The following is a 22,777-nucleotide window of genomic DNA, read 5'->3' as shown; positions in this document are numbered from 1 at the left end:
GTTGAGGAACGATGCTTATGCAGCCTCAAGTTTGGATGCGTTTTTTCGTAGTGAAAGGTGTTTGACCGACAGTGTGATGAGCCATTGGATCGTCTTCGCTTGGACGAATACGAGCGGTGACAAGATGACGTAGTGCATCAGACTGTGCGCTGTGATGAAGTCGTTTTGAACGAGTCCCCAGTGGACGAAGAACATGCCGAGGACGACGTAGGCGACACCTGGGCAGATGAGGCCGAAGCTCGCCGCGCCATCAGGCTGTTCGTTGAAATAGTCTAGACGACGCAATACACGGAATCCGATCAAGCCGACGGCAGTGCTCGCCATGAACAGGAAGCCGAGTACGACGAACAGTAGCGCCGTGTTGACATGTGTCTCGAGTAGCCGGTGCGACACCATCGAATAGATTCGAACGAACGTGATTCCAGTGAGCGTGAAGATCGGAATCAGTAACCAGACGGTCGGTGCGCCAGGTTTGGCCAGACCTTTCGCCAATACGGCACGTAAACTCATACCGCCGAAGAAGAGGAGGATACCGCTGACGAGCGCTAAGAACAAGAGGGAGGCGACCGTCGATGTGACATAGACCCATGGTGTCGTCGACATCGCGGCAGGGCTCGCTAAACCGACAGCGACCATGACAAACGCGAACGCTCCTAAAAATTGTCCGAATTGATTCAAGTTGTCGACCGGAAATTTACCGTTCGCCATAACGTTGGAGATGTACTGAACATAAAGCACGAGCGCGTAGACGCCGATTGCCAAGAATGCGAGCAAGGCGAACGGGAAGAGTGATTGGACGTTGGCCCATAGTCCAGGGACGAACAAGGCGCCGAGAATGAACACGACATTGACGCTCATCGCGTATGTAAGCGGTTCGGCCATGACCGCCACTTCACCCGGAGTGCCTTTGAGAGCCTGATAAGCCGACGTTCGCTTGTACGTGTGGAACGAGCGGACGTTCCAAATGAGCAGGCGGAAATGGTTCACCGCGAGCGCCAAGATGATGAAGGAGACAGCGACAACGAGAATTTGCGCAGTTCCTCCTTTCTCAAACGTGGCCCGCAAATGATCGAAATGGGGGAGTGGTGAATCCGGATGCGGAATCAAAAACATGAAATACATAAAGAACGAGACGGCGAGCCCGCCGTTACCGAGTGCTGATAAGAAGTAGAGCGGATGATAAGGTCGTTGTGTCATTGTGAAAAAGTCCTCCTAAAAAAATCAGATAACCAATTTATACCCCCTATGGTATAATGGAGTCAATACTTTCCTCGTCAAATGAGGGGAATCCCCTATGCCGTTTTGATGAGGAAATCATGTCGGGCGAAGTGATTTAACTCACAGGTTGGCCTGGGAAAACAACTGGGGGACTTCATGACTAGATGACGACGATCATAGTTGCGTCCTATAGTCCGGGAGAAATTGAGGGACTTCCCCTATATAAGTTGTATGCGCTTTCAACTATGCTGAAGGCGTGGGTAAGTTCACTTAATTGACATAATTTTGTCGGTCATCTACGGAAACGAAAGGGGAATTGCTTTATGCGTACTCATTATCGAGTTGTCATCGTCGGAGCCGGCACCGGAGGGATTAGCGTCGCTGCTCGCCTGCTTCGTGAAAAACATCATTTAGCCGATGAGGTTTTGCTGATCGACCCTGAAGAGAAACACTACTATCAACCACTTTGGACGCTTGTCGGAGCCGGTGCCGCGAAAAAAGAAGAGTCGGAGCGAGACATGGCGACACTCATCCCAAAAGGTGCGAAATGGCTTCAGGACAAGGTAGTCAGCTTCGATCCGGAAGCCAATCAAGTCGAGACGGCTGTCAACGGGACGATTTATTACGACTACTTGGTCGTCGCGTCGGGGATTGAGATCGATTGGGGTCGGATCAAAGGGTTGGAAGCAGCGCTTGGGACGAAACAAGTATGTAGCAACTACTCGTATCAACACGTCGACTACACGTGGGATACCCTTAGGGGTTTTGAGGGCGGTACCGCGTTGTTCACGCACCCAGCATCACCTGTGAAGTGTGGCGGGGCCCCGCAAAAAATTATGTATATGGCGGAAGACTACTTTGTGAAAACAGGTGTCCGCGATAATAGTAAAATCGTCTTCGGATCGGCCAATCCGGCTATCTTTGACGTTGCCAAATATCGGACGGCGCTCGAAAAAGTACTCGAACGAAAACGGATTGACACACATTTCCGTGTCAATTTAATTGAGATTAAAGCAGACGACAAAGTCGCTGTCTTTGAACAGTTAGATAGCGGTGAAACGTTCGAGGTAGGCTATGACATGATTCACGTCACGCCACCGATGCAAGCACCGACATTCATTCGAGAAAGCAAGCTTGCCGATGCGGGCGGATGGGTCGATGTCGATATGTACACGCTTCAACATAAACAGTATAAAAACGTCTTCGGACTCGGTGACTGCACGAATGTACCGACATCGAAGACCGGGGCCGCGATTCGGAAACAAGCACCCGTCGTCGCTAAAAATGTGGGTGACCTCATGTATGGCCAAGTTCCGGTCGCGTCGTATGACGGCTACTCGTCTTGCCCGATCGTCACAGGCTACAATAAGCTCATCTTGGCCGAGTTCGATTACGAGAAAGTACCACAAGAGTCGATGCCGTTCAATCAGGCGAAAGAACGCCACAGCATGTACATCTTGAAAAAAGACTTTCTTCCAGTCATGTATTGGAACGGGATGTTGAAAGGGACGATGTGAGAAAGGGGGAGAAGACGATGGAACGTACAACAACGAAAGAACAGACATTAGAATCTGTGTTGACGCGGCCGGACGTCGAGCAAGCGCTCGTCTCCCTCGTCGAACGATTGCCCGAGATTGAGAAGTCGCTTCGCCGCCTCGAAGATGCCGTCGATTTCGGGATGGCGACGATGAACGACCAGCAAGTGAGACAAAAAGTCGATACGCTCCTCGACTCATCGAATTTACAGGTCGAGACGCTCGAGGCGGCGGTCAAGCTCGCCGAGAAGTTGCCGATGTTGCTCCAGGTGACGAACCAGCTTGAACAAGTGCTCGCTTTCGCACAAGACGTCTACGGGGACGAGCAGACACGAGAACTGATCGGTCAACGGGTCGATGAATATGTCGCACCGGTAAAAGAGAAAGCCGACGCCACGCGCACGATGCTCACCGAAATCCGGGCACGGGCCGAACGCGACGACCGCAACATCACGTTGTTCTCGCTCGTTCGTTGGCTGAAAGAGCCATCGGTCCAGCACGGCCTCAAGTATATGCAGGCGACGGTCGAAGTATTGTCCGAACAAACAAAAAAATAATGAACCGGTCCGGACGTGAATGCATCACGTCCGGTTTTTGTATGCTCAAATAGTTGGCAACAATTACCCGCGGGGGTATGATGGAGGAAATGAGAAACCAGACAGAAAGGAGGGGGCGGATTGGCACTTCAAGATTTTGAACGCCAGATTTTAAACGTCTTAAAAGACGCGGTCATCGTGATGGACCATGATCGAAACATCATCACGATGAACGAGGCGGCCGAACAATTGACCGGGTGGCGGCTAGGAGAACCTGTCCCGTACTGTTCATTTTGTCAACGACGTGAAATCGGTCCGGACGAAGATCGATGCTACTTGATCCAACATGAGCGCTCCCCGTACTTCACGTCAGAGATGCCGACATATTCGGGAAAGATGGTCGACGTGGAGATGAATACGGCGCGAATCTTGAACGATCCGCTATCGGGTGCGACGTACTATTTGCTCGTGCTTCGCGATTTTACGGAACGCAAGCGCCGGGAAGCGCATGCGCTCCGCGAACAGATGGTGCGGGAATTGATTCGAGCCCGGGAGGAAGAGCACGAAAGGCTCGCCCAAGAACTCCACGACGGGGTCGGTCAATCGTTGTTCAGCATCGCCCTCGCCCTCGGTGCGCTCCAGTCCGATGTATCCGACCCAGACAAGAAAGACTACATCGAATCCGTACTCGCCGAAGTGGGCCGACTGATCGACAACGTGCGCGGCTATTCGAAACAACTGCGCCCGATCGAGCTGGATCAATTCGGGCTCGGTTCGGCGTTGAACGTGTTAGTTGACAGTTTTGCCACCCGATATCCGCTCGTCACGTTTCGGACCGACATTCGTTTAGCTGACCGCTATGAGCGCGTCATCGAAATCAACGTGTATCGCATCGTCCAAGAGGCGCTCGTCAATAGCATGAAGTATGCACAGGCGAGTACGATCGACTGCCGCATCGTCGAGCATGATGGACAAATCGATGTGCTGTTTAAAGATGACGGGAACGGGTTCGATCAACAAAGAGTGGCGAAAGGATTAGGGCTTCGTCATATGGAAGAACGGGCGAAAACGATTCACGGTACGTTTACACTCGAATCAGTCATCGGACAAGGCACTGAAATTTCAGTGTCCGTTCCGATTGAGCGAGGTCGCTATGACACCGATTGATGTGCTGATTGTCGATGACCACGAACTCGTCCGGCGTGGATTGAAGTTGATGTTTCGTCCCTATAAAGACATCAACGTTGTCGGGGAAGCGGCCGAAGGGACGACGGCCATCCAGGAAGCGATGCGGACGATACCGGACGTCGTCTTGCTCGACATCACGATGCCGAACGGACTCGACGGATTTATGACGGCAAAAGCGTTAGCGCAAGAAGTACCGGCCGCCAAAGTCATCCTGCTCACGATGCACGATGAGGAGCTTTACATCAAACGCGCGCTCGAGCTCGGTGTGCCCGGCTATTTATCCAAAAATAGTGATCCGGCCCAGCTCGTCGACGGCATCAAGCAAGTGATGGAAGGGAAGCGTTACTATGCAACGTCTCTGTCGGAAGCGTTTATCGAGAAAGCAGCATCGCAAAAGACAGAGTCGGTGCTGACGCGGCGTGAGTCGGAAATTGTACGTTTGACAACGCTCGGTTACGGAAATATCGAGATTGGAGAGAAACTCGGCATCAGTCCGAAGACGGTCGAGAACCATAAAGGACGCGTCATGCAGAAACTTCAAATCAAGCATCGACACGAGCTCGTCCAGTACGCGTTGAAAAATCGATTGATCGACTACGACGGCTAGAAAGAGGGAAAGTTATGAAACTAGATTTAGAGAAGACGGTCGATTCACAGTATATTCAACAACACCTCGCCAACGAGCGGACGTTCCTCGCCTGGATCCGTACGGCCATCACCGTCATCGGGATCGGCTTCCTCGTGACGAACTTTCATTACTATCGAAGTGAGAACTTGAGCGGGGCCGAGCATCAACTGATCACGGCGATCGGCATCTTGTCGATCATCTTCGGTATCGCGACGATCCTCGTCGGGACACGGTCGTACTTGAAGAAAGTACACACGATCAACTCGCAGCAGTTCAAGTCGGCGAAGATGAGCCTCGTCGCGCTCGCCATCGGGATGGTGTTCATCTTCACACTCATCTTGATCGTCAGTTATTTTCTGTTTTAACAAAAAACCGTCCGCATCTCAACCGAGGTGCGGGCGGTTTTGGTTATCTCGAGACGAGGGCGTTGAGACGATCGAGTTGTGACGTGAAGCCTTCGATGTGCGATTTGACCGTTCCCATTTGACAGACCCCTCTCTAGAGAAAGTACGGTACACCGACTTGAAACGATGTAGTCCTTATTCCCGAATTGAGCATCCTTCCAACCTGGTCAGTCAAACAACAAATCGAGCACCGTCTCGCCGATGGGACGTTCTTTCCCTTCGTACGGGAAGGAATGGATATGGATGGCCGGGTTGAAGTTCAATTCGATGATGCCGTAGTCATTTTCTGCGTCAAGTGACGGGATCATCATATCGACGCCGCAAATCGTGGCACCGATCGCTTTCGCCGAATCGACCGCGACCTGTTTATAAAAGTCAGAGATTTGGTCTGTATAGTCGATGCTGTCGCCACCTGTGCTAATGTTCGAGTTCTCGCGCAAGAAGACACGTTCGCCGTCAGCGAGGACGCTGTCAGGAGTTTTGCCTTGCGGACGCAGGAACGATACGACGATGTCGTCGATCTCGATCTTCTCGAGCGGTGTCTTATAGCCTTTGCCGCGGAGCGGATCCTCATTTTTCTTCGCAACGAGCTCACGGATCGTCGAGACACCGTCCCCGGTCACATTCGCCGGGACGCGGTGCAAGATGCCGGCGACCTTATCACCGATGACGAGGAAACGATATTCTTTCCCCGGTAAAAACGTCTCGAGCAAGACGACGTCGTCGAACGTGTTGGCATGACGGAACGCCTCGAGCGCCTCGTCGAGCGTCGTCCCGTCTTTGAAGATGTGGATGCCGATCCCGAAGTTCGTCGATTTCGGCTTCAGGACGATCGGCTGAGCGGAAAACGCGGACCAGACGTTACGCAAGTCGTCTTCACTGCGCAACTCGACACCCCCAGGGACGTGGATGCCGTGTTCGGCGAGCACATGTTTTGTCACCGTCTTGTTTTCCATCATCAGCACCGACACGTAGTTATCTTTCGACGTTTTCGTCGCTTGTCTGACGTACTCGACCCGATTGCCGTGACGAAGACGGATGAATTGGTCGTCCCGGTCGACGACATCGACCGCGTAACCTCGTTTTAAGGCCGACTTCATCAAAATTTGCGTCGACAGTTCCATGTCCGTATAGCCGTGCATCCGGAACCGGTTGGCGAACGCATCTTCATAATACGTCTCGGCTTGGCGGAGTGACCAGGTCGTATAGCCTTCGTCGGTCATGACTTTTGTCAGCCGGGCCGAGTAGGTCGCTTCGACGTTGTTAATCCGTTCCCGGACGGACGCGAAGACGTCAGCAAAACCGAGGTCGTGTTGCGCGTTGAACGACTCGATGTCAGCGACGAGATCACGGGCGAACGTTTGCAGAGCGACCGGCTCGCCATCACGTTCGAGGACGAGTGACGGCGATAGGCCCTCTTTGGCGACGAGCTGTTGGTTACGGAACGCCTCGGCTTGCCAGTCCGCAAAGTCAGTCTCGTCTTTCAACGCTAAATAGAGCAAGAAGACGTGCAGGAATCGCAAATCATCGAGTGCGATACCGGTCTTCTCGAACGGATTGAGGTCGATGTTGCGAATCTCGATATAATCGATGCCGTTCTTCTCGAGCCGGTCGAGGTCATTTCCGCCGCGTGACGTCTTCAGTCGAATCGGCGAGTACAGCTCGTTCGGGTTGGCGATGTCGCCCTTGGCGATCATACGGCGGACGCTACTCGCATAGTCTGGGAGCGTCGCATAGTTCGGATAGAGCGGTTCGACGTTCGTATAACCGCAGTCACTATTCCGGTACGACAGTGCCGTCGTATTCGAGTAGACGTCCTCGTTCAACGCCTGCATTTGGCTGACGCAACGTTCCTCGTAGCTCGTATGGACGGCGGGCGTTCCGCCGAGCAAGTAGACGGCGAGCCAGCGCAGGCGCAAATAGTTGCGGACGAGCTTCAAATAGAGCTCGTTTTTGAAGCGGTCATATTGCTCGGGAGACCCTTCATATAACGCGGCGATCAACTCGTCCGAGAACGAGAAGTTGAAATGGATGCCGGAGATGAGCTGTTTTTTCGCCCCGTACTTGTGAAGCAGATGTTCACGGTAACGGCCGGCCTCAATACCGGAACTGCCGAAGTCGGCGAGCGGGATGACGCCGCCGTCCGGCAACGGGCACGGCATCGACTGTGGCCAAAGCCGCTCGTCGCCGATATTTAGCGCCGTGATGTCATACAGCGTCTCTAAAAAGTTATGTGCCGCTTCGACGGTCGGGAACGTCGGCGTGATCAGTTCGATCTGGCTCTCGGAAAAATCGGTCGTAATATACGGGTGCGTCGCTTTGTCACCGAGACGTGACGGATGTTTCGTCACGGCGAGCGTCCCGTCTGTTGTCACACGTAGCATTTCGCGTTCGATGGCGAACCGTCCGCTCGTGAGAAGTTGCTTGGATAATTGCTTAAATCGCTTCTGCAAGTGAAGTCACTTCCTTTTTCTTTAGTCGAACAAATAGTGCCGAGACGAGCCCTTTAACGATGCTCGAGATGGCGATGCTCCACCAGATGGCGTCGATGCCGAGATACGGCTCGAGGAGGATGGCAAGCGGGATCCTGGCGACGGTGAAGACGATAGAAATCATCGCCGGGATCTTCGGTAGCCCGAGTCCTGAGAAATAACCGTTCCCGATCATCTCGAGCGAGGCGAAGATGAGGGAGACGCTGATGATACGTAAATAGCTGGCCCCGATTTCGATCGTAGTCGGATCATCGACGAAGGCGCGGATGAGCACGTCCGGGAAGAAGAGGAATACGAGCGTGATCAGCCCGGTATAGAGCATACCGAGGTGCGTCGTCACGCGATACCCTTCGTGCACGCGTTCAATCTGTCGGGCGCCGATATTTTGGCCGGTATAGCTCGCAATCGCCCCGTTCAGTCCGCCGATCATCATGTAGGCAATCGACTCGATCTGTAGGCCGATGCGCTGGGCGGCGATCGCTTCCGTCCCGTAGGATCCGATCATGCGGGCGAGAAGAATGCTGATGACGGTAAAGAGGACGCGTTGGGTCGCCATCGGGAAGCCGAGGCGAACGATCTCTGTATAGTCGGCGCGAACGGGTTCGACCGTCTCGTCCCAGTCAAAGAGCGCGCGAGCCCGATGCCAGAAGAAGCCGAACATGACGGCGTTGGCGACGAGTGTCGCCAGACCGGCCCCGAGCACGCCGAGACCGAGCGGATAGATGAAGAGCGGCGACAAGATCATGTTGAGCGTGACCCCGGTCGCGTTGATCCGCATCGCCGTCGTCGTATTGCCGAAACCGCTGAATATGCGGGCGTACAGCAAGTTGAAGAACGAGAACAATAGCATCGGTGCGCTGACGAGCAAGTAGCTGTAAGCGAGCCGCTCGACGTCAGGGGCGTTCATATTCAAAAAGCCGATCAGCGTCTGACCAAAGGCGACGAGGAGCGTCAAGAAGAACAGGCCGAGGACGAGGTTACCTCGTTTTCCGGCCTTGACGTAGCGTTGGATCAACTGTTGGTCCCGCCTGCCGACGGCTTGCGACACTTTGATGCCGGCGCCGACGACAAGTAACGACTGAATCGCCTGGCCAAGCATAATATAAAAACTGGCCGCACCGATACTGGCGACGGCGTCGCTACCGAGCGCACCGACCCAAAACATATCGACGAGACTATACGTGAACTGTAAGAGCGAACTGCCGACGAGCGGAAGAGCGAGCGCCAAGATGACGCTCTGCACACGTCCGGTCGTCAAATCGACGGTTTTCACAAGACAAGACTCCTTCAACAAATTAGTATATAACCATTTAGTTATATATAAGCACGACGAGACAAAATTGGCAATCAAGACGCCCGACTCGACGAAAAATCGACACAAAAAAAGGGATTCGAGGTGAATTCCTTACGTCGTGTAGACACGGATTCAAGTCGCCATGTAAACGAGCGTCGAGGCGAGCGCGTAAATCGGGTAGGTAGGGAACGCGTCTTCGAACAGCGGATAGATTATCAAGATGACGTCACATGAGCTATATGCCCAAAAAATCTTGAAGCGATGGTGGTAACCACTATACAAAGCGCAGTCACGTTTGAGAGTCACCTGTACAACAAAAGCCGGCGGACTAAATGTCCGTCGGCTTTTGTACGCCAAGTAGCAGTGCGAGTTCATTCGTCCGGTTCGCCATAAGGTCGGCGATCGTGTAGCGGTCGAGCACGTGCAGGAAAGAGAGCATCGCCTCGTTCAAGACGCTCCGGAGGTCACACGCCGGTGCGATGACACAGCGACCTTCGCCGAAGCATTCGACGAGCTCGAGCGGCTCCATCGTCCGGACGACGTCACCGACGTTGATGTCTTCCATTGGGCGGGCGAGCCGGAAACCGCCGCCGCGGCCACGGACCGATTCAAGATAGCCGTGTTTGCCGAGCTCATAGACGACTTTCATGACGTGGTTCTTTGAGATTTGATATTGGTCAGCCACTTCTTGGATCGTCACGAGACGATGGGAGAAGGTGGCGCTGTACATTAATGTTCGTAGTGCGTAGTCGCACGTTTGCGTGAGCCGCATGATCGTTCACCTCTTATCCGTCCATTGTACAGGACATTCCTCGAAAGCGCGATGTCCGGAGATGTGAAAAAAACGTGGCGAAATCGAGGCGAAAAGTTGAACTTCGTTTTAAACAAGTATTTTATATATTGCTTTTGGCGTGATGAAACTCACATAATAAATGTGTACTTTCAAAAAGGGGGAACTATTTATGTTAGATCAACAAACGATTGAAATTGTCAAAGCGACGGCACCGGTCTTGAAAGACCACGGTGTCGCCATCACAAGTCATTTCTATAAGCGCATGTTCGCAAACAATCCAGAAGTTCGTCAGTTCTTTAACCATACGAACCAACAACGCGGCCGCCAGCCTGAAGCGCTCGCCAACGCCGTCTACGCGGCCGCCGTCCATATCGACCGTCTCGAAGCGATCTTACCGGCGATCCAACCGGCGCTTCATAAACATAAAAGCTTGAACATCCGCCCGGAACACTATCCGATCGTCGGCGCTAACTTGCTCGGCGCAATTCAAGACGTTCTCGGTGAAGCGGCGACGCCTGAGATCATCGAAGCTTGGGCAAAAGCGTACGGTGTCATCGCCGACGTCTTCATCTCGCTCGAGAAACAAATGTACGCCGATGCACCATGGGTCGGCTTCAAGCCGTTCACGGTCGCTGAAGTCATCGAAGACACGCCGGAAGTGAAACGGTTCCGTCTTGTCGCGAACGACGGTGTCGTTGGTGTGGCCATCCCGGGCCAGTACATCTCAGTCCAAGCCCGCATCGAGGGTGAAGATATTTTACATCACCGTCAATACAGCGTCGTCGAGACGACAGAAGACGGCTACTGGATTGCGCCGAAAGCGGAAGGGCTCGTCTCGAACTGGCTTCACGAGCAAATAGTCGGTACAGAGATTCCGATGAGTGCGCCAGCAGGCGAGTTCACGATGGAAGACACGGACCGTCCGCTCACGCTCGTCGCTGGCGGGATCGGTATCACACCGCTGTTCAATATGGCGAAGACGGCGCTCCGTCAAGGTCGCTCGGTCACACTATTACACGCCGTCCGCAGCACGAACCTCCGTCCGCTCGGTGAAGAGCTCGACGAACTCGTGAATGAGGGACTTCAGCTCATCACACACATCGATGAGGTGTCTGGCTGCATGAGCGCGACACAGCTTACAGCACTCGATGTCGACGGTCATGACGTCTATACGTGCGGCCCGACCGCGATGATGGAGACGGTCGTCCAAACGATTCCACAAGCGCGTTACGAGTTCTTCGGTCCATCGGCCGTGCTCGCCAAAGCATAAGAAAAGACGATTGCCGCAGCAACCGTCTTACAACCGCCGATAAGATGTCGGCGGTTTTTTTAGTACGTCAAACTCGCGGCGACGATGATGCCGACGACGATCGAGGCCGAGAACAGGCTGACACCGACGGCGAGGTTGCCGTTTTCGACTTCTTTCTCCAAGTTTACGCCAGGCGTGAGCACGTACTCGAACGTCCAAAAGGCGAGCACTTGGGCGAGGATCCCGACGAGCCCCCAGATGAAGGCGTCGAGCAGGTTGACGCTGTTCGCCCACACTGTGTAGATGACGATGGCGAGGCCGAGCGCTTTGCCCCAAAGTTTGAGGGCGACGGCGACGTTGCCAGCTTTGATGAGTTTGCGTTCTGAATATTTTGTCGTCAGGGCGAACACGACGAGTCCTGCTAAAATAAGTCCGAACCCGGTACCGAGGTGAGCCAGGAAGCTCAAGATTGAATCGAGCGTGATAAATGTCATGTGTTAATCTCCTTCGTGAGTTGGTGTGCCGATGGCTAGGTAGTAGGACTGGTTGTTCGTGATCATGCTTCCGGCCCGGGCGCCGAGCGCCGACGGGTGGCCGTTCAGACAAAAGCAACCGATCATGTAGTGCGTCGCAAGCGGACCGTTGACCGTGTTCGTCGTTCGTGTCGGTAGCTCGTTGAATTGTTGATACACCGCGGTTTCTGCGGCATATGTCTGCAGCACTTCTTTATGGAACGGGACGCCGTCTTCGGCATACAAAATGACCGAGTCGCCTTCACGTCCGAAGGCCGGTTTTTGCACGTAAGCGCTCTGGCCTAAAAATGGGTCCGCCTCGAGATAAGTCGGTAACAAGTGAGTCTGGATGATGTCGCGCTCCGCTTCGTCAAAATATGTATCCGTCTCATACAGTTCCCAAATGAGCGCTTGGACGCCTTTGGACTGCATGAGAAACGCGGACAGCGGGTTGAGGAGCGACACGTGCTTCGCTTGATTCAACTCGAGCAGCCGGATGCCGATCAAGTCGCCGTTCGGCGCCCGGTCGTCGACCAAGTGCTCGATCGGATACGTCTGGCGGTACAAGACGTCGACCCGTTCGCCCGACGGGGTATAGACGCCGTCCACGTCGACGAGCAACCGGTCGAGCGGGACGAATTCTGACGGCAAGTCGAGCGTCTCTTGGAGGAAGCGGGTCGTCCATTTGTCCTCGATGTTGTCGTCGTGTGACGTGAAGACGATTTTTGGTGTCCCGTCGCGATTTAATCGTTGCCACGCCGCGATGACGGCTTTACGGAGTTCGGTCTTCAGCTCGGCTGTCGCGTTCGCGTTCGGGTCGTTGAGCCCGAACTCGGTCGTCACATACCGGTTCACGTCGAACAGCTCTTTGATGAACGTCGGCGTGTCGGCGTTGAACTCCATCAGTTTGATCACACCGTCTTTGACGATCCAGTCATAACGGCCGATGATCGTCTCTTGCGGGAGCGCTTTGTCACGCAAGAACGGCAAGCTCGTCCCCGGATAACCGAGCAGACGGAGCGTCTCGTCTGGGAGCGTCCGCAACAATCGATTCGTTTTCCGGAAGATGGCATCGACGGCGCGCGTCGCTTCCCGGATGCGATCGACCTCGTCTTGCGTGTAGACGAGGCAATCGTAGAGTGCATATTCTTCGTCGTTCAAGTCGGGCCAAAAGTAAGGGATTTGGCCGAACAAGTCGTGCCGATTCATCCCCCGAATCCGCCTTTTGAGCCGCTGCCGAGTCCTGAGTTTGACCCTGAGTTCGACCGGTTCGGTGTGATGCTGCTCGCGCCACCGTTCGAGCGGTAGTTTTTATAAGCGGACGAGTTTTTTAGCGAACTCTTTGAATTGAACAGACTGCCGAGTAAGAAGAAGCTCCCGAAGTGCGGGGACCGTCTGTCGTCGCAGTAATATGATTCCGTTTCATCGTCCCATTCCCAGTCGTCACACTCATAGCCGGTCGGCTCTTCCGGTAACGTCGCTTGTTGCGTTTCGTCCGTACCACACGCCGCGAGTGACGCTGTCAAGACGGCGGCCGAGAGACCGCTTAAAATCTTCTTGCTTGTTTTCATGTTGTTTCCTCCAGTGTATAGCCAGTCGGGGTGACATAGATGACGTAGACGCCACGGTCCTCGTCCGTCTCGGCCGAGTCGCGCGCATATTCGTTTCCGGCGACATATAAATACTCGCTACCGAGCATGGCGAGCGCGTCAAGGTGACGGTCGACGAAGTACGCTTCGAGCAGCGGGTTGTCGAACCGGTCGTCGAGCGTACGAATCTCGACTTTGATGTCGTCAGTTGCTTTCTTATCAACAGGTCCTTCCGTGTACCGGTCGACGTAAATCAAGAAATATTGGTCGCCTTCGAGTGCGGACGAGCGTTGTTTGTACGTCATGCCGTCTTTGACGAAAAATTCGCATTCGCGTCTAGCAAGTACTTCATCAAGCCCGAGCGATGTATAATGGTAAAGTGGCTCGAACGAGATCTCATTTTTATAGAGTCGGTATTCTAAAACGATGGAGTCCATAGGTCAGTCCTTTCTTTTTTTCTTTCTATACGGAACCGAACGCAAACTAGTTTCGTAAATCAATTGAGTTGTCTCTAGTATATAGGAGAAAGGGAGTGATTTCAGTGCATATCTTTTTTCGAGTGTGGCGCGGGTTATCGAAATTATCGTTTCTGAACGTCGTGTTGGCATCGCTCGTCATTATTTTGACCGGTACCGTCCTCGGCTACTGGCTCGAGCCGGAGACGTTCCCGTCGATGTTCGATTCGTTCTGGTGGACGATGACGACGCTGACGACGGTCGGTTATGGTGATTTCTTCCCGTCAACGGTTGCCGGGCGTTGGCTCGGCATTTTCCTGTTCCTGTTCGGGATCGGGATTATCGGGGCTTTGATCGGAAAACTCGTTGAGGTCGGTGCGACGTTTCAACGTTTAAAACGGGAGGGAAAGCTAGTGTATCGAGGAGAAGGGCATTACGTCTATATCGGTTGGTCGCCGAAGACGAAGAAAGCGATCGACGAGGTGCTCAGCTATGAGCCGAAGGCGGAGATCGTCTTGATCGACCAATTGAAAGAAGAACCGTACGATCATGACAACGTCCATTTCGTCCACGGTGACCCGTCCGATGAGGCGGTGCTCCTGCAGGCGAACATTTTGAAAGCACGCCGGGTCGCCATCTTCGCGGATGCGCGGATCAGCGAGACGTTGCTCGCCGACGGGAAGTCGCTATTGATCGCGTCAGCCGTCGAGGCGCTGTCGTCGGAACGAAATGTTGACCTACATACGGTCGTCGAAGTATGCGAAGAGCGGAACATTTCAAAGTTCAAACACGTGCGCATCGACGACTTTATATTGGCGAACGATTCGGTGTCGCTCCTCATGGCGAAAGCGACGTTACAGCCGGGCACGACATCGATTTTCCGGCAACTGCTCAGCAAGCAGTCCGGTGGCAACATTCAAGCGCTCGCGCCGAGACCCGAGTGGGCGACGGTCCGGGACGCTGTCGAAAACTTGTTGCGCCAGGGCGTCACGTTGATTGCCGTCAACGACCGTCTCGATTTCGCGACGGCGCTCGACACAACGCTTGAGCCGAACGACACGCTCTACATCGTCTGTCATGACGATGCGTGGGAACGTCTAAAGCAAGGAGGAATTTGATGCATAACGGAACGTTTATCCGCAAGATGACACGTATGCAAAACGTGCAACGATGGGACGAATACGCGCCGCACTATCACGATAACGCGGCGAGCCATAGCTTCCGTGTCGCCGTCTTCAGTTTGATCGCGGCCTATTATGAAGAGAACAATGGACAGGACGTCAACTTGCTCGATGTGCTCGGCAAGGCGCTGTTCCACGATATGAACGAGGTGCAGACCGGCCCGATCATGCACCGGACGAAAAAAGAGCCGACGCTCAAAGAACATATCGAACGGATGGAACGGACGGCGAGCCTTGGGTTAGTCGACTTGTTGTCACAGTCGCTCCGGCCGCACTTTTATCGTTTTCTCGTCGAGGCGGAGGATGATTCGTTCGAAGGTCGGATTGTCGACGGGATCGATTCGTTCGATGCGATGCTGTTCGTGCGGCGTGAAGTCGCACACGGATCGCCACACTTCGTCGAGAAGCTCAAAGAGATGAAGGCGGTGCTCCGCGACCATCCGCTCGAGTCAGTCCGCTGGCTCTATGAGCAAGTCGAAACGGAGACGGACGTCGCGACGTTCATCGAGAACGTCATGCGGATGGATAGCGTGCGGCGCTGGAAAGGCCGTTTTAACACGATTGACGACAACGACGCCATCCACGGTTTCCGGGCGGCGGCGCTCGGTCTGTTCAGCGGCTTGCTCGAGCGTGAGAAGTACGGGGTCGAGGTCGACGTCGCCGAACTGACGGCGCGCTTGCTCTGTCACGACCTCGTCGAAGGCGTGACCGGGGACGTGCTCGGTCCGGTGAAGCACTCGACGGCCGAGACCGGTGCTGCGTTCGAGGCGTATGAACGGGCCGAGAGCGAGGCGTTATTGTCACTCCTCCCGGAATACATGCAACCAGCGTTCCGGCGCTATATGGCCGATTCGAAAGATGCGACGTACGAAGGGCTGCTCGTCGATATGATGGACAAGCTCGATGCGTTGATCAAGATGAACATGGAGCGGAAGATGAACGGGGCCGAGTACGAAGTCACGTACCGGGAACAGCTCCGGAAAGTCCAGTCGCGCTATGAGAATCCGAGTATGATTTTCTTCCTCGCCTACATTTTGCACGATCTCGATTATGTCACGAGCTAAACGAGTCGCAGACGACCTGTCTGCGGCTTTTTTTATATCATTCATTGACATATATCATTCAACGATATATATTGGGAGTAAGAAGTATATCGATGAATGATATAGGAGGCGAGACGATGCCACGGAACGATACGATCGGGCTCGGGGAGTTGACCGACAGCACATTTTACATCTTGCTCGCGCTGACCGAGCCAAGACACGGGTATTTGATCATGCAGTTCGTCGAAGAGTTGACGAACGGGCGGGTGCAGATCGGTCCGGCGTCGATGTACACGATCATCAAAAAACTCGTGAACGCGTCGCTGATCGAACCGCTCGACGGGGACGGCAAGAAGAAGAGTTACATCATCACGGACATCGGGCGCGAGTTGTTACACGAAGACGTGAAACGACGCCAAGCGATGGTCGACGACGCACGTTTCATTTTGGAAGGGGAGGGCCACAGATGAACCGAAAATATATGGCGAGTTGGGGCCTCGCGTTCGCTGAAGAGCGTGAGATGGAGAAGTTGGGACGAATGGCCGCGAAGGGCTGGCATTTAGAGAAGTTCGCACCGCTTGGCTATACGCTCGTCGAAGGGGAACCGGCGGACGTCCAGTATAGTCTTGATTATCGTAAACGACCGGACGAGGATTATTTCGAGCTGTTCCGCGCGAGCGGCTGGGAACACGTCACGTCGAGCGGGGACGAGATTCACGTGTTCAAAGGTAGTCCGGACGCGCGACCGATTTACTCGGATCGTGAGACGACACACGAGAAATATGCACAAGTCGAAGGGCAGATGGGGAAAGTCGCGCTGGCACTGCTCATCTTATGGGTCGGGCTGTTTATATTGCTTGAACTGGATTGGTCGGGACTCGTCGAGACGGGACTGGTGATGATCCAGTTGCTCGTCACGATCGGACTCGTCTTCACAGGTCTCCCGTATTTAGGCTATCTCGTGAAGCGAAAACGGCTCGATCGCAAAGGATGACTAGGCGGATGGCACAAGCCATCCGTTTTTGTTTTGGTCAACTGAACTATTCGATAAAAAAATAGTTAGGTGCAGAGAACTGTTTTTCGGAAATCCTCTGTTCAACTAAAGTGGAATCGTTCATGATGATTAATGAAAGCGTTTGCATATAATTCGATAGGAGGAAAACGCATGATGAAGAGACGACAAGGGTTTGCGGTCATCGCTGGCGTCACAGCCGTTGCGCTGCTTGCCGGGCAACCGGTCGCGCAAGCAGCAACACCACAAAACGGAACGATGATGCAGTATTTTGAATGGTACGTCCCGAACGACGGCTTGCATTGGAATCGGTTATCGAACGACTCGCAGAACCTGAAAGATATTGGTGTGACGACGGTGTGGATCCCGCCAGCGTATAAAGGGACGTCGCAAAACGATGTCGGCTACGGGGCGTACGACTTGTATGACCTCGGTGAGTTCAACCAAAAAGGGACCGTCCGGACGAAGTACGGTACGAAAGCGCAGCTCCAATCGGCGATCTCGAACTTGCGTGGTAAAGGTATCGGTGTCTACGGCGATGTCGTCATGAACCATAAGGGCGGCGCCGACTACACCGAGTCCGTCCAAGCAATCGAAGTGAATCCGTCGAACCGTAACCAAGAGACGTCAGGGGAATACGGCATCTCGGCCTGGACCGGCTTCAACTTCACGGGCCGCAACAATACATACTCGCCGTTCAAATGGCGTTGGTATCACTTTGACGGGACCGACTGGGATCAGTCACGCAGCTTGAGCCGGATCTACAAGTTCAAGAGTACGGGCAAGGCGTGGGACACGGACGTCTCGAACGAAAACGGCAACTACGACTATCTCATGTATGCCGACGTCGACTTCGAGCATCCGGAAGTCCGCCAAGAGATGAAGAACTGGGGCAAGTGGTACGCCGACTCGCTCGGACTCGACGGGTTCCGCTTGGACGCGGTCAAGCATATTAGTCACGCGTATTTGCGTGAGTGGGTGACGAGCGTCCGGCAGACGACCGGCAAACAGATGTTCACGGTCGCCGAGTATTGGAAGAACGACCTCGGCGCCATCAACGACTATCTCGCGAAGACCGGGTACACGCATTCAGTCTTCGATGTGCCGCTCCACTATAACTTCCAGGCGGCCGGAAACGGCGGCGGATTTTACGATATGCGCAACATCTTGAAAGGCACCGTCACCGAGCAGCATCCGACGCTCGCCGTGACGATCGTTGACAACCACGATTCACAACCTGGGCAGTCGCTCGAATCGACGGTCGCCAACTGGTTCAAACCGCTCGCCTACGCGACGATCATGACGCGCAGCCAAGGTTATCCGACACTCTTCTACGGAGACTACTACGGCACGCAAGGGACGACGAACCGGGAGATCCCGAACATGTCGGCGTCGCTCCGACCGATTCTTAAGGCGCGTAAAGACTTCGCCTACGGGACACAGCACGACTATCTCGATCATCAAGACGTCGTCGGTTGGACACGCGAAGGCGTGAGTGACCGTGCCAAGTCGGGTCTCGCGACGATTTTGTCTGACGGTCCGGGCGGCTCGAAATGGATGTACGTCGGCAAGCAGAACGCCGGTGAAGTGTGGAAAGATATGACGAACAACAACACCCGTCTCGTCACGATCAATAGCGACGGCTGGGGCCAGTTCTTCGTCAACGGAGGTTCAGTGTCGATTTACACCCAACAATAACGATTTCGAACAGAGGGACGCCATCCGCAATGGATGATGCCCCTCTGTTTTCATGTTTGCAGTAGACGTTGCACGAGCTTCGTATTCCACATCCCGTATCCGATCAAGGCACCGACGAGATTCAACATGAAATCATCGATATCAAAACTGCCGCGTCGCGTGACGAGCTGGATGAGTTCGAGGCTGAATAATAGCACCGTCATGAATCCGACGAACTTGCCGATTCGATTCACCGATTTTATAAACAGCGGCACATAGATTCCCATCGGCAAAAATAGCAATACGTTACCGCCTAAATTTTTGATTGGGATGTCCGCATTCAAGCTTCCGCTGTTGATTGCTTAAATGTACAAGCAGATTGTTTCGAACGGGGCAAGGGTAACAAACGAAAGTTCGCCATTTCTTCAGGTTCGTCGGCCCCTTGTGCGGGTATCGGATGATAAAGGATGATGATCACGATACTGACCGCCATGGAGGGGAACAACGAACACCACGACGTCTTCCACAAGCTGACGAGACGCATCGTTGACGAGAACCAAGTCATTATCGTGGAGACGCTGAAGTTGATTCAGGACGCCGGATGGGGCGAGCTTGGTCCATAACCGTTGCTAACAAGAGCGCGGTGTTCCCAAGCAGCGCCGACTTCAGGTTGCGCTTCAAATAAGTGGTGAGTAGTTCACAAGCGTATACTTTTCTGGTGTAATACATGGTATAATTACCTGGTATTAGTTTAGGTGGGGAAAATAATCATATGGATACTATGAATTCACCTTCACGCACGTCGGTTGTCGGTTTCATTTCATATCATCAATTTAGAAGCGTCGTGAACGCTGTCGAATTCAAGGAGGCTCACATATGAGTAAAGAAAAGATTGCCCAGCTACGTAAACACGTCTCGCCCTTTGAAAAGGCAGACGTCAAAGTCAGTGTCCGGCAGATGATCAACACGATCTTGCCGTTCCTTGTCGCCTGGTTCCTCGCGTACCAAGCGCTCGAAGTGTCGGTGTGGCTCACGATCCCGCTCGCGATCATCGCAGCCGGGTTCGTCGTCCGCATGTTTATCATCTTCCATGATTGTACGCACGGTTCGTTCTTCAAAAACAAGAAAGCGAACGCCGTCGTCGGAACGATCATGGGTGTGTTGACGCTGTTCCCGTACGAGAAGTGGAAGCGGGAGCATTCGATCCACCACGCGTCGAGCGGTAACCTCGATAAGCGCGGTGTCGGTGACATTTGGGTCATGACGATCGAGGAATATGTCGAGGCCTCGAAATGGACGCGTCTTCAGTACCGCCTCTATCGCAACCCGCTCGTCATGTTCGGTATCGGACCGTTGTTCTTGATTCTCGTCACGAGCCGGTTTAACCGCAAGGACGCTCGCAAAAAAGAGCGGATGAACACGCATGTCATCAATCTCTCTCTCGTCGTGCTGTACAGTCTGATGATTTATTTGGTCGGCTGGCAGGCGTTCTTGATCATTCAAGGGACGACGATGTTCACGGCCGGCGTCCTCGGGATTTGGCTGTTTTACGTCCAACATACGTTCGAAGACTCGTATTTTGAAGATGAGAGCGAATGGGATTACGTCAAAGCGGCGATCGAAGGCAGTTCGTATTACGAATTGCCGAAAGTGTTGCAGTGGGTGACAGGCAACATCGGCTTCCACCACGTCCACCACTTGAGCCCGCGCGTTCCGAACTATAACCTCGAAAAAGCGCATACGGCGACGCCGCCGCTACAAAAAGCGACGACGATCGGATTGTTCTCTAGTTTAAAATCGCTTCGTTACAAATTGTACGATGCGAACAATATGACGTTCGTCACGTTCCGCGACATTAAGCATCTGTTGCGCGACCCGAAGACGACTTTATAAAAAATGTCCCGCTGAAGCGCTTCAGCGGGACATTTTTAGTTCACATATTTTAGCGTTTCCAGACCCAGTCGTCACTCTCATACTTTTCAACTAAACGCGCAATCTCATCTCGTTGCGTCGCCGTGAACACGAGCGGCTCGAACGTCAGTTGAAACGCGTCGCGGAACCCGTCCTCGAACGCCACGGCGACTTCGTCGAACGTCACGAAGCGGCCGAGCGTCTCGTTCAAAGCGACCGCTTTGCTGCTGAACCGTGCTTTCGCGTATACTTTCTCGTCTGCTTCCATATTGAAGCAGTCGAACAGGACATCGTCGTCGATTGACAGTGGGATCGACCCGTGCTGCAAGACCGCCCCTTGGTGCCGGACTTGAGCGCTACCCGCCACTTTACGGCCGTCGACGGCGAGTTCGTAGTAAGAAGCGGCGTCGAAACAGACGGCCGACTTCGGTTTCCGCAATACTTCGCGGTCTTCTTCGGTCAACGGTACCGAGAATTCGGCCGGGACACCGAGCGCTCGGTAGCCGCGCCGGACGCCTTCGGTCAACAGGCGATAGCTCTCGATGACGTTCGTCGGGAGTGTCGGCGTCGTTTCGGGCAAGATGACGCTGTACGTCAATTCGTCGGCGTGTAAGACGGCCCGGCCCCCGGTCAAGCGGCGGACGACGGGGATGCCGTTCGCTGCGAGTGCCTCACGGTCAAGGTCACGGGTCGCCCGTTGGAAACGCCCGACGCTAATCGCGTGCGGGGCCCATGAATAGAAGCGGAGCGTCGGCTTCAGCTCACCGCGGGCGACCCAGCCGGCGACCGCTTCATCGATTGCCATGTTTTCAGCCGGGGCGAGTGATTGTGTCGTTAAAATGTGCCATGTTGTATCAGTCATCGTGTCTCTTCTTTCTCTCAATCGATTGGCAACATCGTATGGCGACGTGCCTTATGGACTTGTTCGTCGGCGTGATATGACGAGCGGACGAGCGGACCGGCCTCGCAATGTGAGAAGCCTTTTGACAAGGCGATTTCTTTCAACTCGGCAAACTCGTCCGGGTGGTAGTAGCGCTCGACGTCGAGGTGTTTCTTTGTCGGCTGTAAATATTGACCGAGCGTCAAAATATCGACGTCATGGGCCCGGAGGTCGTCCATCGCTTGAATCAATTCTTCTCTTGTCTCGCCAAGACCGAGCATGATCGACGACTTCGTCGGGATGTCCGGATTCAATTCTTTGGAACGTTTTAGGAATTCAAGGGTGCGGTCGTACGTCGCTTTGGCCCGGACTCGCGGCGTCAAGCGGCGCACCGTCTCCAAGTTATGGTTCATGATGTCCGGCCCCGCGTCAATCAACGTCTGGAGTGCCGAAAAGTTGCCCATCATGTCGGACGGCAATACTTCGATCGACGTTTCCGGGTTCATCGCGCGTATGGCGCGGACCGTCTCGGCGAACACGGTCGCCCCGTAATCGTTCAAGTCGTCGCGGGCGACGGCGGTGATGACGACGTGTTTCAAGTTCATGAGCCGAACCGACTCGGCGACGCGTTTCGGTTCTTCCCAGTCGAGTTCGTTCGGTTTCCCGGTCGTGACCGCGCAGAAACGGCACGCCCGTGTACAGATGCTCCCGAGAATCATGAACGTCGCCGTGCGGCGGACGGCCCAACACTCATGGATGTTCGGGCATTTCGCCTCCTCGCACACCGTGTTCAAATTCTTCTCCCGCATCATCTTTTTAAGGCCGGTATACGTCTCGTTCGTATTCAATTTGATTTTCAGCCATTCTGGCTTTCGTTTCAGTTCTCCTCTTGCCACTTCGGATTCCCCCTTTATCATGTCAACCCCTAACGAAATGAGTTTACCAAAAAACAAATGAAAATCGAACCACTCAAATTATTGGCTTTGCCAATACAGGTGGAACGTGTTCCAAGACAGGTCAAATGTTTCAAAATGGTTACGCTTTCATCAAAGTCATTGTTTCCCATTTTTTGAATTGCTATACTGACGTTGACCACCTGAATAATGACCATATGTAACTGATTCGATCAGGCGTGGGGTGAACGAGCGTTGGTGAGGCAACGCTTATTCCTCCATGCCTT

Annotated in this window: 25 protein-coding genes; 13 read left to right on the top strand and 12 right to left on the bottom strand. The window is 53.8% G+C overall.

The annotated features are described in order from the left end of the window. Positions 1–15: 15 nt before the first annotated feature. Positions 16–1,197, bottom strand: a complete 1,182-nt coding sequence (locus tag EVJ28_RS08490; RefSeq protein WP_131458766.1) for a TsoY family (seleno)protein — start codon at positions 1,195–1,197, stop codon at positions 16–18. A 344-nt stretch (positions 1,198–1,541) separates the two neighbouring features. Between EVJ28_RS08490 and EVJ28_RS08485 the strand changes: the two genes are divergently transcribed. The 5 genes from EVJ28_RS08485 (at position 1,542) to EVJ28_RS08465 (ending at position 5,470) form a co-directional block, all read left to right on the top strand. Next, on the top strand, positions 1,542–2,735 hold the full coding sequence (locus EVJ28_RS08485) for an FAD/NAD(P)-binding oxidoreductase (RefSeq protein WP_131469974.1): 1,194 nt from the start codon (positions 1,542–1,544) through the stop codon (positions 2,733–2,735). Positions 2,736–2,752: 17 nt separating this feature from the next. After that, positions 2,753–3,310: a hypothetical protein gene (locus EVJ28_RS08480; protein WP_131458768.1), complete on the top strand. Its 558-nt coding sequence runs from the start codon at positions 2,753–2,755 to the stop codon at positions 3,308–3,310. Between the two features lie 120 nt (positions 3,311–3,430). Next, complete coding sequence (locus tag EVJ28_RS08475) at positions 3,431–4,456, top strand: sensor histidine kinase (protein WP_131458769.1); 1,026 nt, start codon at positions 3,431–3,433, stop codon at positions 4,454–4,456. Further along, positions 4,443–5,084, top strand: coding sequence for a response regulator (locus tag EVJ28_RS08470; protein WP_236634099.1), 642 nt, complete (start codon positions 4,443–4,445; stop codon positions 5,082–5,084). The genes EVJ28_RS08475 and EVJ28_RS08470 overlap by 14 nt, the downstream gene beginning before the upstream one ends. 14 nt (positions 5,085–5,098) lie before the next feature. Then, on the top strand, positions 5,099–5,470 hold the full coding sequence (locus tag EVJ28_RS08465; protein ID WP_021066029.1) for a YidH family protein: 372 nt from the start codon (positions 5,099–5,101) through the stop codon (positions 5,468–5,470). 206 nt (positions 5,471–5,676) lie between these two features. Here the strand turns inward: EVJ28_RS08465 and gshAB are convergent, their stop codons facing one another. The 4 genes from gshAB to EVJ28_RS08450 all read right to left on the bottom strand — a co-directional run bounded on the left by gshAB (position 5,677) and on the right by EVJ28_RS08450 (position 10,067). Then, positions 5,677–7,962, bottom strand: coding sequence for a bifunctional glutamate--cysteine ligase GshA/glutathione synthetase GshB (gene gshAB / locus EVJ28_RS08460; protein WP_131488679.1), 2,286 nt, complete (start codon positions 7,960–7,962; stop codon positions 5,677–5,679). Next, positions 7,946–9,274, bottom strand: coding sequence for an MATE family efflux transporter (locus EVJ28_RS08455; RefSeq protein WP_131458771.1), 1,329 nt, complete (start codon positions 9,272–9,274; stop codon positions 7,946–7,948). The genes gshAB and EVJ28_RS08455 overlap by 17 nt, the downstream gene beginning before the upstream one ends. Before the next feature lie 153 nt (positions 9,275–9,427). Next, on the bottom strand, positions 9,428–9,601 hold the full coding sequence (locus EVJ28_RS14115; protein WP_161566972.1) for a hypothetical protein: 174 nt from the start codon (positions 9,599–9,601) through the stop codon (positions 9,428–9,430). A gap of 22 nt (positions 9,602–9,623) precedes the next feature. Further along, on the bottom strand, positions 9,624–10,067 hold the full coding sequence (locus EVJ28_RS08450; RefSeq protein ID WP_131488677.1) for an RrF2 family transcriptional regulator: 444 nt from the start codon (positions 10,065–10,067) through the stop codon (positions 9,624–9,626). Positions 10,068–10,257: 190 nt separating this feature from the next. On the opposite strand from EVJ28_RS08450, the gene EVJ28_RS08445 reads away from it, so the two are divergent. Beyond that, positions 10,258–11,358 carry a globin domain-containing protein gene (locus tag EVJ28_RS08445; protein WP_131458773.1) on the top strand — a complete coding sequence of 367 codons (1,101 nt, stop codon included), beginning with the start codon at positions 10,258–10,260 and terminating at the stop codon, positions 11,356–11,358. Positions 11,359–11,417: 59 nt separating this feature from the next. On the opposite strand, the gene EVJ28_RS08440 is transcribed toward EVJ28_RS08445, so the two are convergent. The 4 genes from EVJ28_RS08440 to EVJ28_RS08425 are packed head-to-tail and all read right to left on the bottom strand — an operon-like array spanning position 11,418 to position 13,875. After that, positions 11,418–11,831: a DUF350 domain-containing protein gene (locus EVJ28_RS08440; protein WP_131488675.1), complete on the bottom strand. Its 414-nt coding sequence runs from the start codon at positions 11,829–11,831 to the stop codon at positions 11,418–11,420. Between the two features lie 3 nt (positions 11,832–11,834). Beyond that, positions 11,835–13,058 (bottom strand): glutathionylspermidine synthase family protein, encoded by a 1,224-nt coding sequence (locus tag EVJ28_RS08435; protein WP_131488673.1) that lies wholly within the window; start codon positions 13,056–13,058, stop codon positions 11,835–11,837. Beyond that, a complete protein-coding gene (locus EVJ28_RS08430; protein WP_070328267.1) occupies positions 13,055–13,420 on the bottom strand; it encodes a hypothetical protein in 366 nt (121 codons plus the stop codon). Before EVJ28_RS08430 ends, EVJ28_RS08435 begins: the two co-directional genes overlap by 4 nt. Further along, positions 13,417–13,875, bottom strand: coding sequence for a hypothetical protein (locus EVJ28_RS08425; RefSeq protein ID WP_016508356.1), 459 nt, complete (start codon positions 13,873–13,875; stop codon positions 13,417–13,419). Before EVJ28_RS08425 ends, EVJ28_RS08430 begins: the two co-directional genes overlap by 4 nt. A gap of 95 nt (positions 13,876–13,970) precedes the next feature. Here EVJ28_RS08425 and EVJ28_RS08420 point away from each other — a divergent pair, with 95 nt between their 5' ends. The 5 genes from EVJ28_RS08420 to amyS all read left to right on the top strand — a co-directional run bounded on the left by EVJ28_RS08420 (position 13,971) and on the right by amyS (position 18,827). Next, positions 13,971–15,011, top strand: coding sequence for an ion channel (locus EVJ28_RS08420; protein ID WP_236634098.1), 1,041 nt, complete (start codon positions 13,971–13,973; stop codon positions 15,009–15,011). Then, entirely contained in the window at positions 15,011–16,138 is a 1,128-nt protein-coding gene (locus tag EVJ28_RS08415; protein WP_131458775.1) for a YfbR-like 5'-deoxynucleotidase, read from the top strand. Before EVJ28_RS08420 ends, EVJ28_RS08415 begins: the two co-directional genes overlap by 1 nt. 116 nt (positions 16,139–16,254) lie before the next feature. Continuing rightward, positions 16,255–16,587 (top strand): PadR family transcriptional regulator, encoded by a 333-nt coding sequence (locus tag EVJ28_RS08410; RefSeq protein ID WP_131488671.1) that lies wholly within the window; start codon positions 16,255–16,257, stop codon positions 16,585–16,587. Next, on the top strand, positions 16,584–17,111 hold the full coding sequence (locus EVJ28_RS08405; protein ID WP_131458777.1) for a DUF2812 domain-containing protein: 528 nt from the start codon (positions 16,584–16,586) through the stop codon (positions 17,109–17,111). The genes EVJ28_RS08410 and EVJ28_RS08405 overlap by 4 nt, the downstream gene beginning before the upstream one ends. Positions 17,112–17,282: 171 nt before the next feature. Next, positions 17,283–18,827 carry an alpha-amylase gene (amyS, locus tag EVJ28_RS08400; protein WP_131488669.1) on the top strand — a complete coding sequence of 515 codons (1,545 nt, stop codon included), beginning with the start codon at positions 17,283–17,285 and terminating at the stop codon, positions 18,825–18,827. Between the two features lie 50 nt (positions 18,828–18,877). Here amyS and EVJ28_RS08395 read toward each other — a convergent pair whose 3' ends face one another. Next, positions 18,878–19,108, bottom strand: coding sequence for a VanZ family protein (locus EVJ28_RS08395; RefSeq protein ID WP_236637372.1), 231 nt, complete (start codon positions 19,106–19,108; stop codon positions 18,878–18,880). A gap of 165 nt (positions 19,109–19,273) precedes the next feature. Between EVJ28_RS08395 and EVJ28_RS08390 the strand changes: the two genes are divergently transcribed. Next, the gene (locus tag EVJ28_RS08390) at positions 19,274–19,429 is read left to right on the top strand and encodes a transposase (protein WP_131488667.1); all 156 of its coding nucleotides are present in this window, start codon (positions 19,274–19,276) and stop codon (positions 19,427–19,429) included. A 253-nt stretch (positions 19,430–19,682) separates the two neighbouring features. Beyond that, positions 19,683–20,699 (top strand): Delta(5) desaturase DesA, encoded by a 1,017-nt coding sequence (gene desA, locus EVJ28_RS08385; protein WP_070328262.1) that lies wholly within the window; start codon positions 19,683–19,685, stop codon positions 20,697–20,699. A 49-nt stretch (positions 20,700–20,748) separates the two neighbouring features. On the opposite strand, the gene EVJ28_RS08380 is transcribed toward desA, so the two are convergent. Both EVJ28_RS08380 and lipA read right to left on the bottom strand, forming a co-directional pair. Continuing rightward, a complete protein-coding gene (locus EVJ28_RS08380) occupies positions 20,749–21,579 on the bottom strand; it encodes a lipoate--protein ligase family protein (RefSeq protein WP_131458781.1) in 831 nt (276 codons plus the stop codon). A 17-nt stretch (positions 21,580–21,596) separates the two neighbouring features. Continuing rightward, positions 21,597–22,514 (bottom strand): lipoyl synthase, encoded by a 918-nt coding sequence (lipA, locus tag EVJ28_RS08375; protein WP_131464673.1) that lies wholly within the window; start codon positions 22,512–22,514, stop codon positions 21,597–21,599. Between the last annotated feature and the right edge of the window lie 263 nt (positions 22,515–22,777).

The sequence above is a fragment of the Exiguobacterium sp. SH3S3 genome, from assembly GCF_004337115.1.
Classification (GTDB): Bacteria; Bacillota; Bacilli; order Exiguobacteriales; family Exiguobacteriaceae; genus Exiguobacterium; species Exiguobacterium aurantiacum_A.
This window is presented reverse-complemented; position numbering and strand designations above follow the sequence as displayed.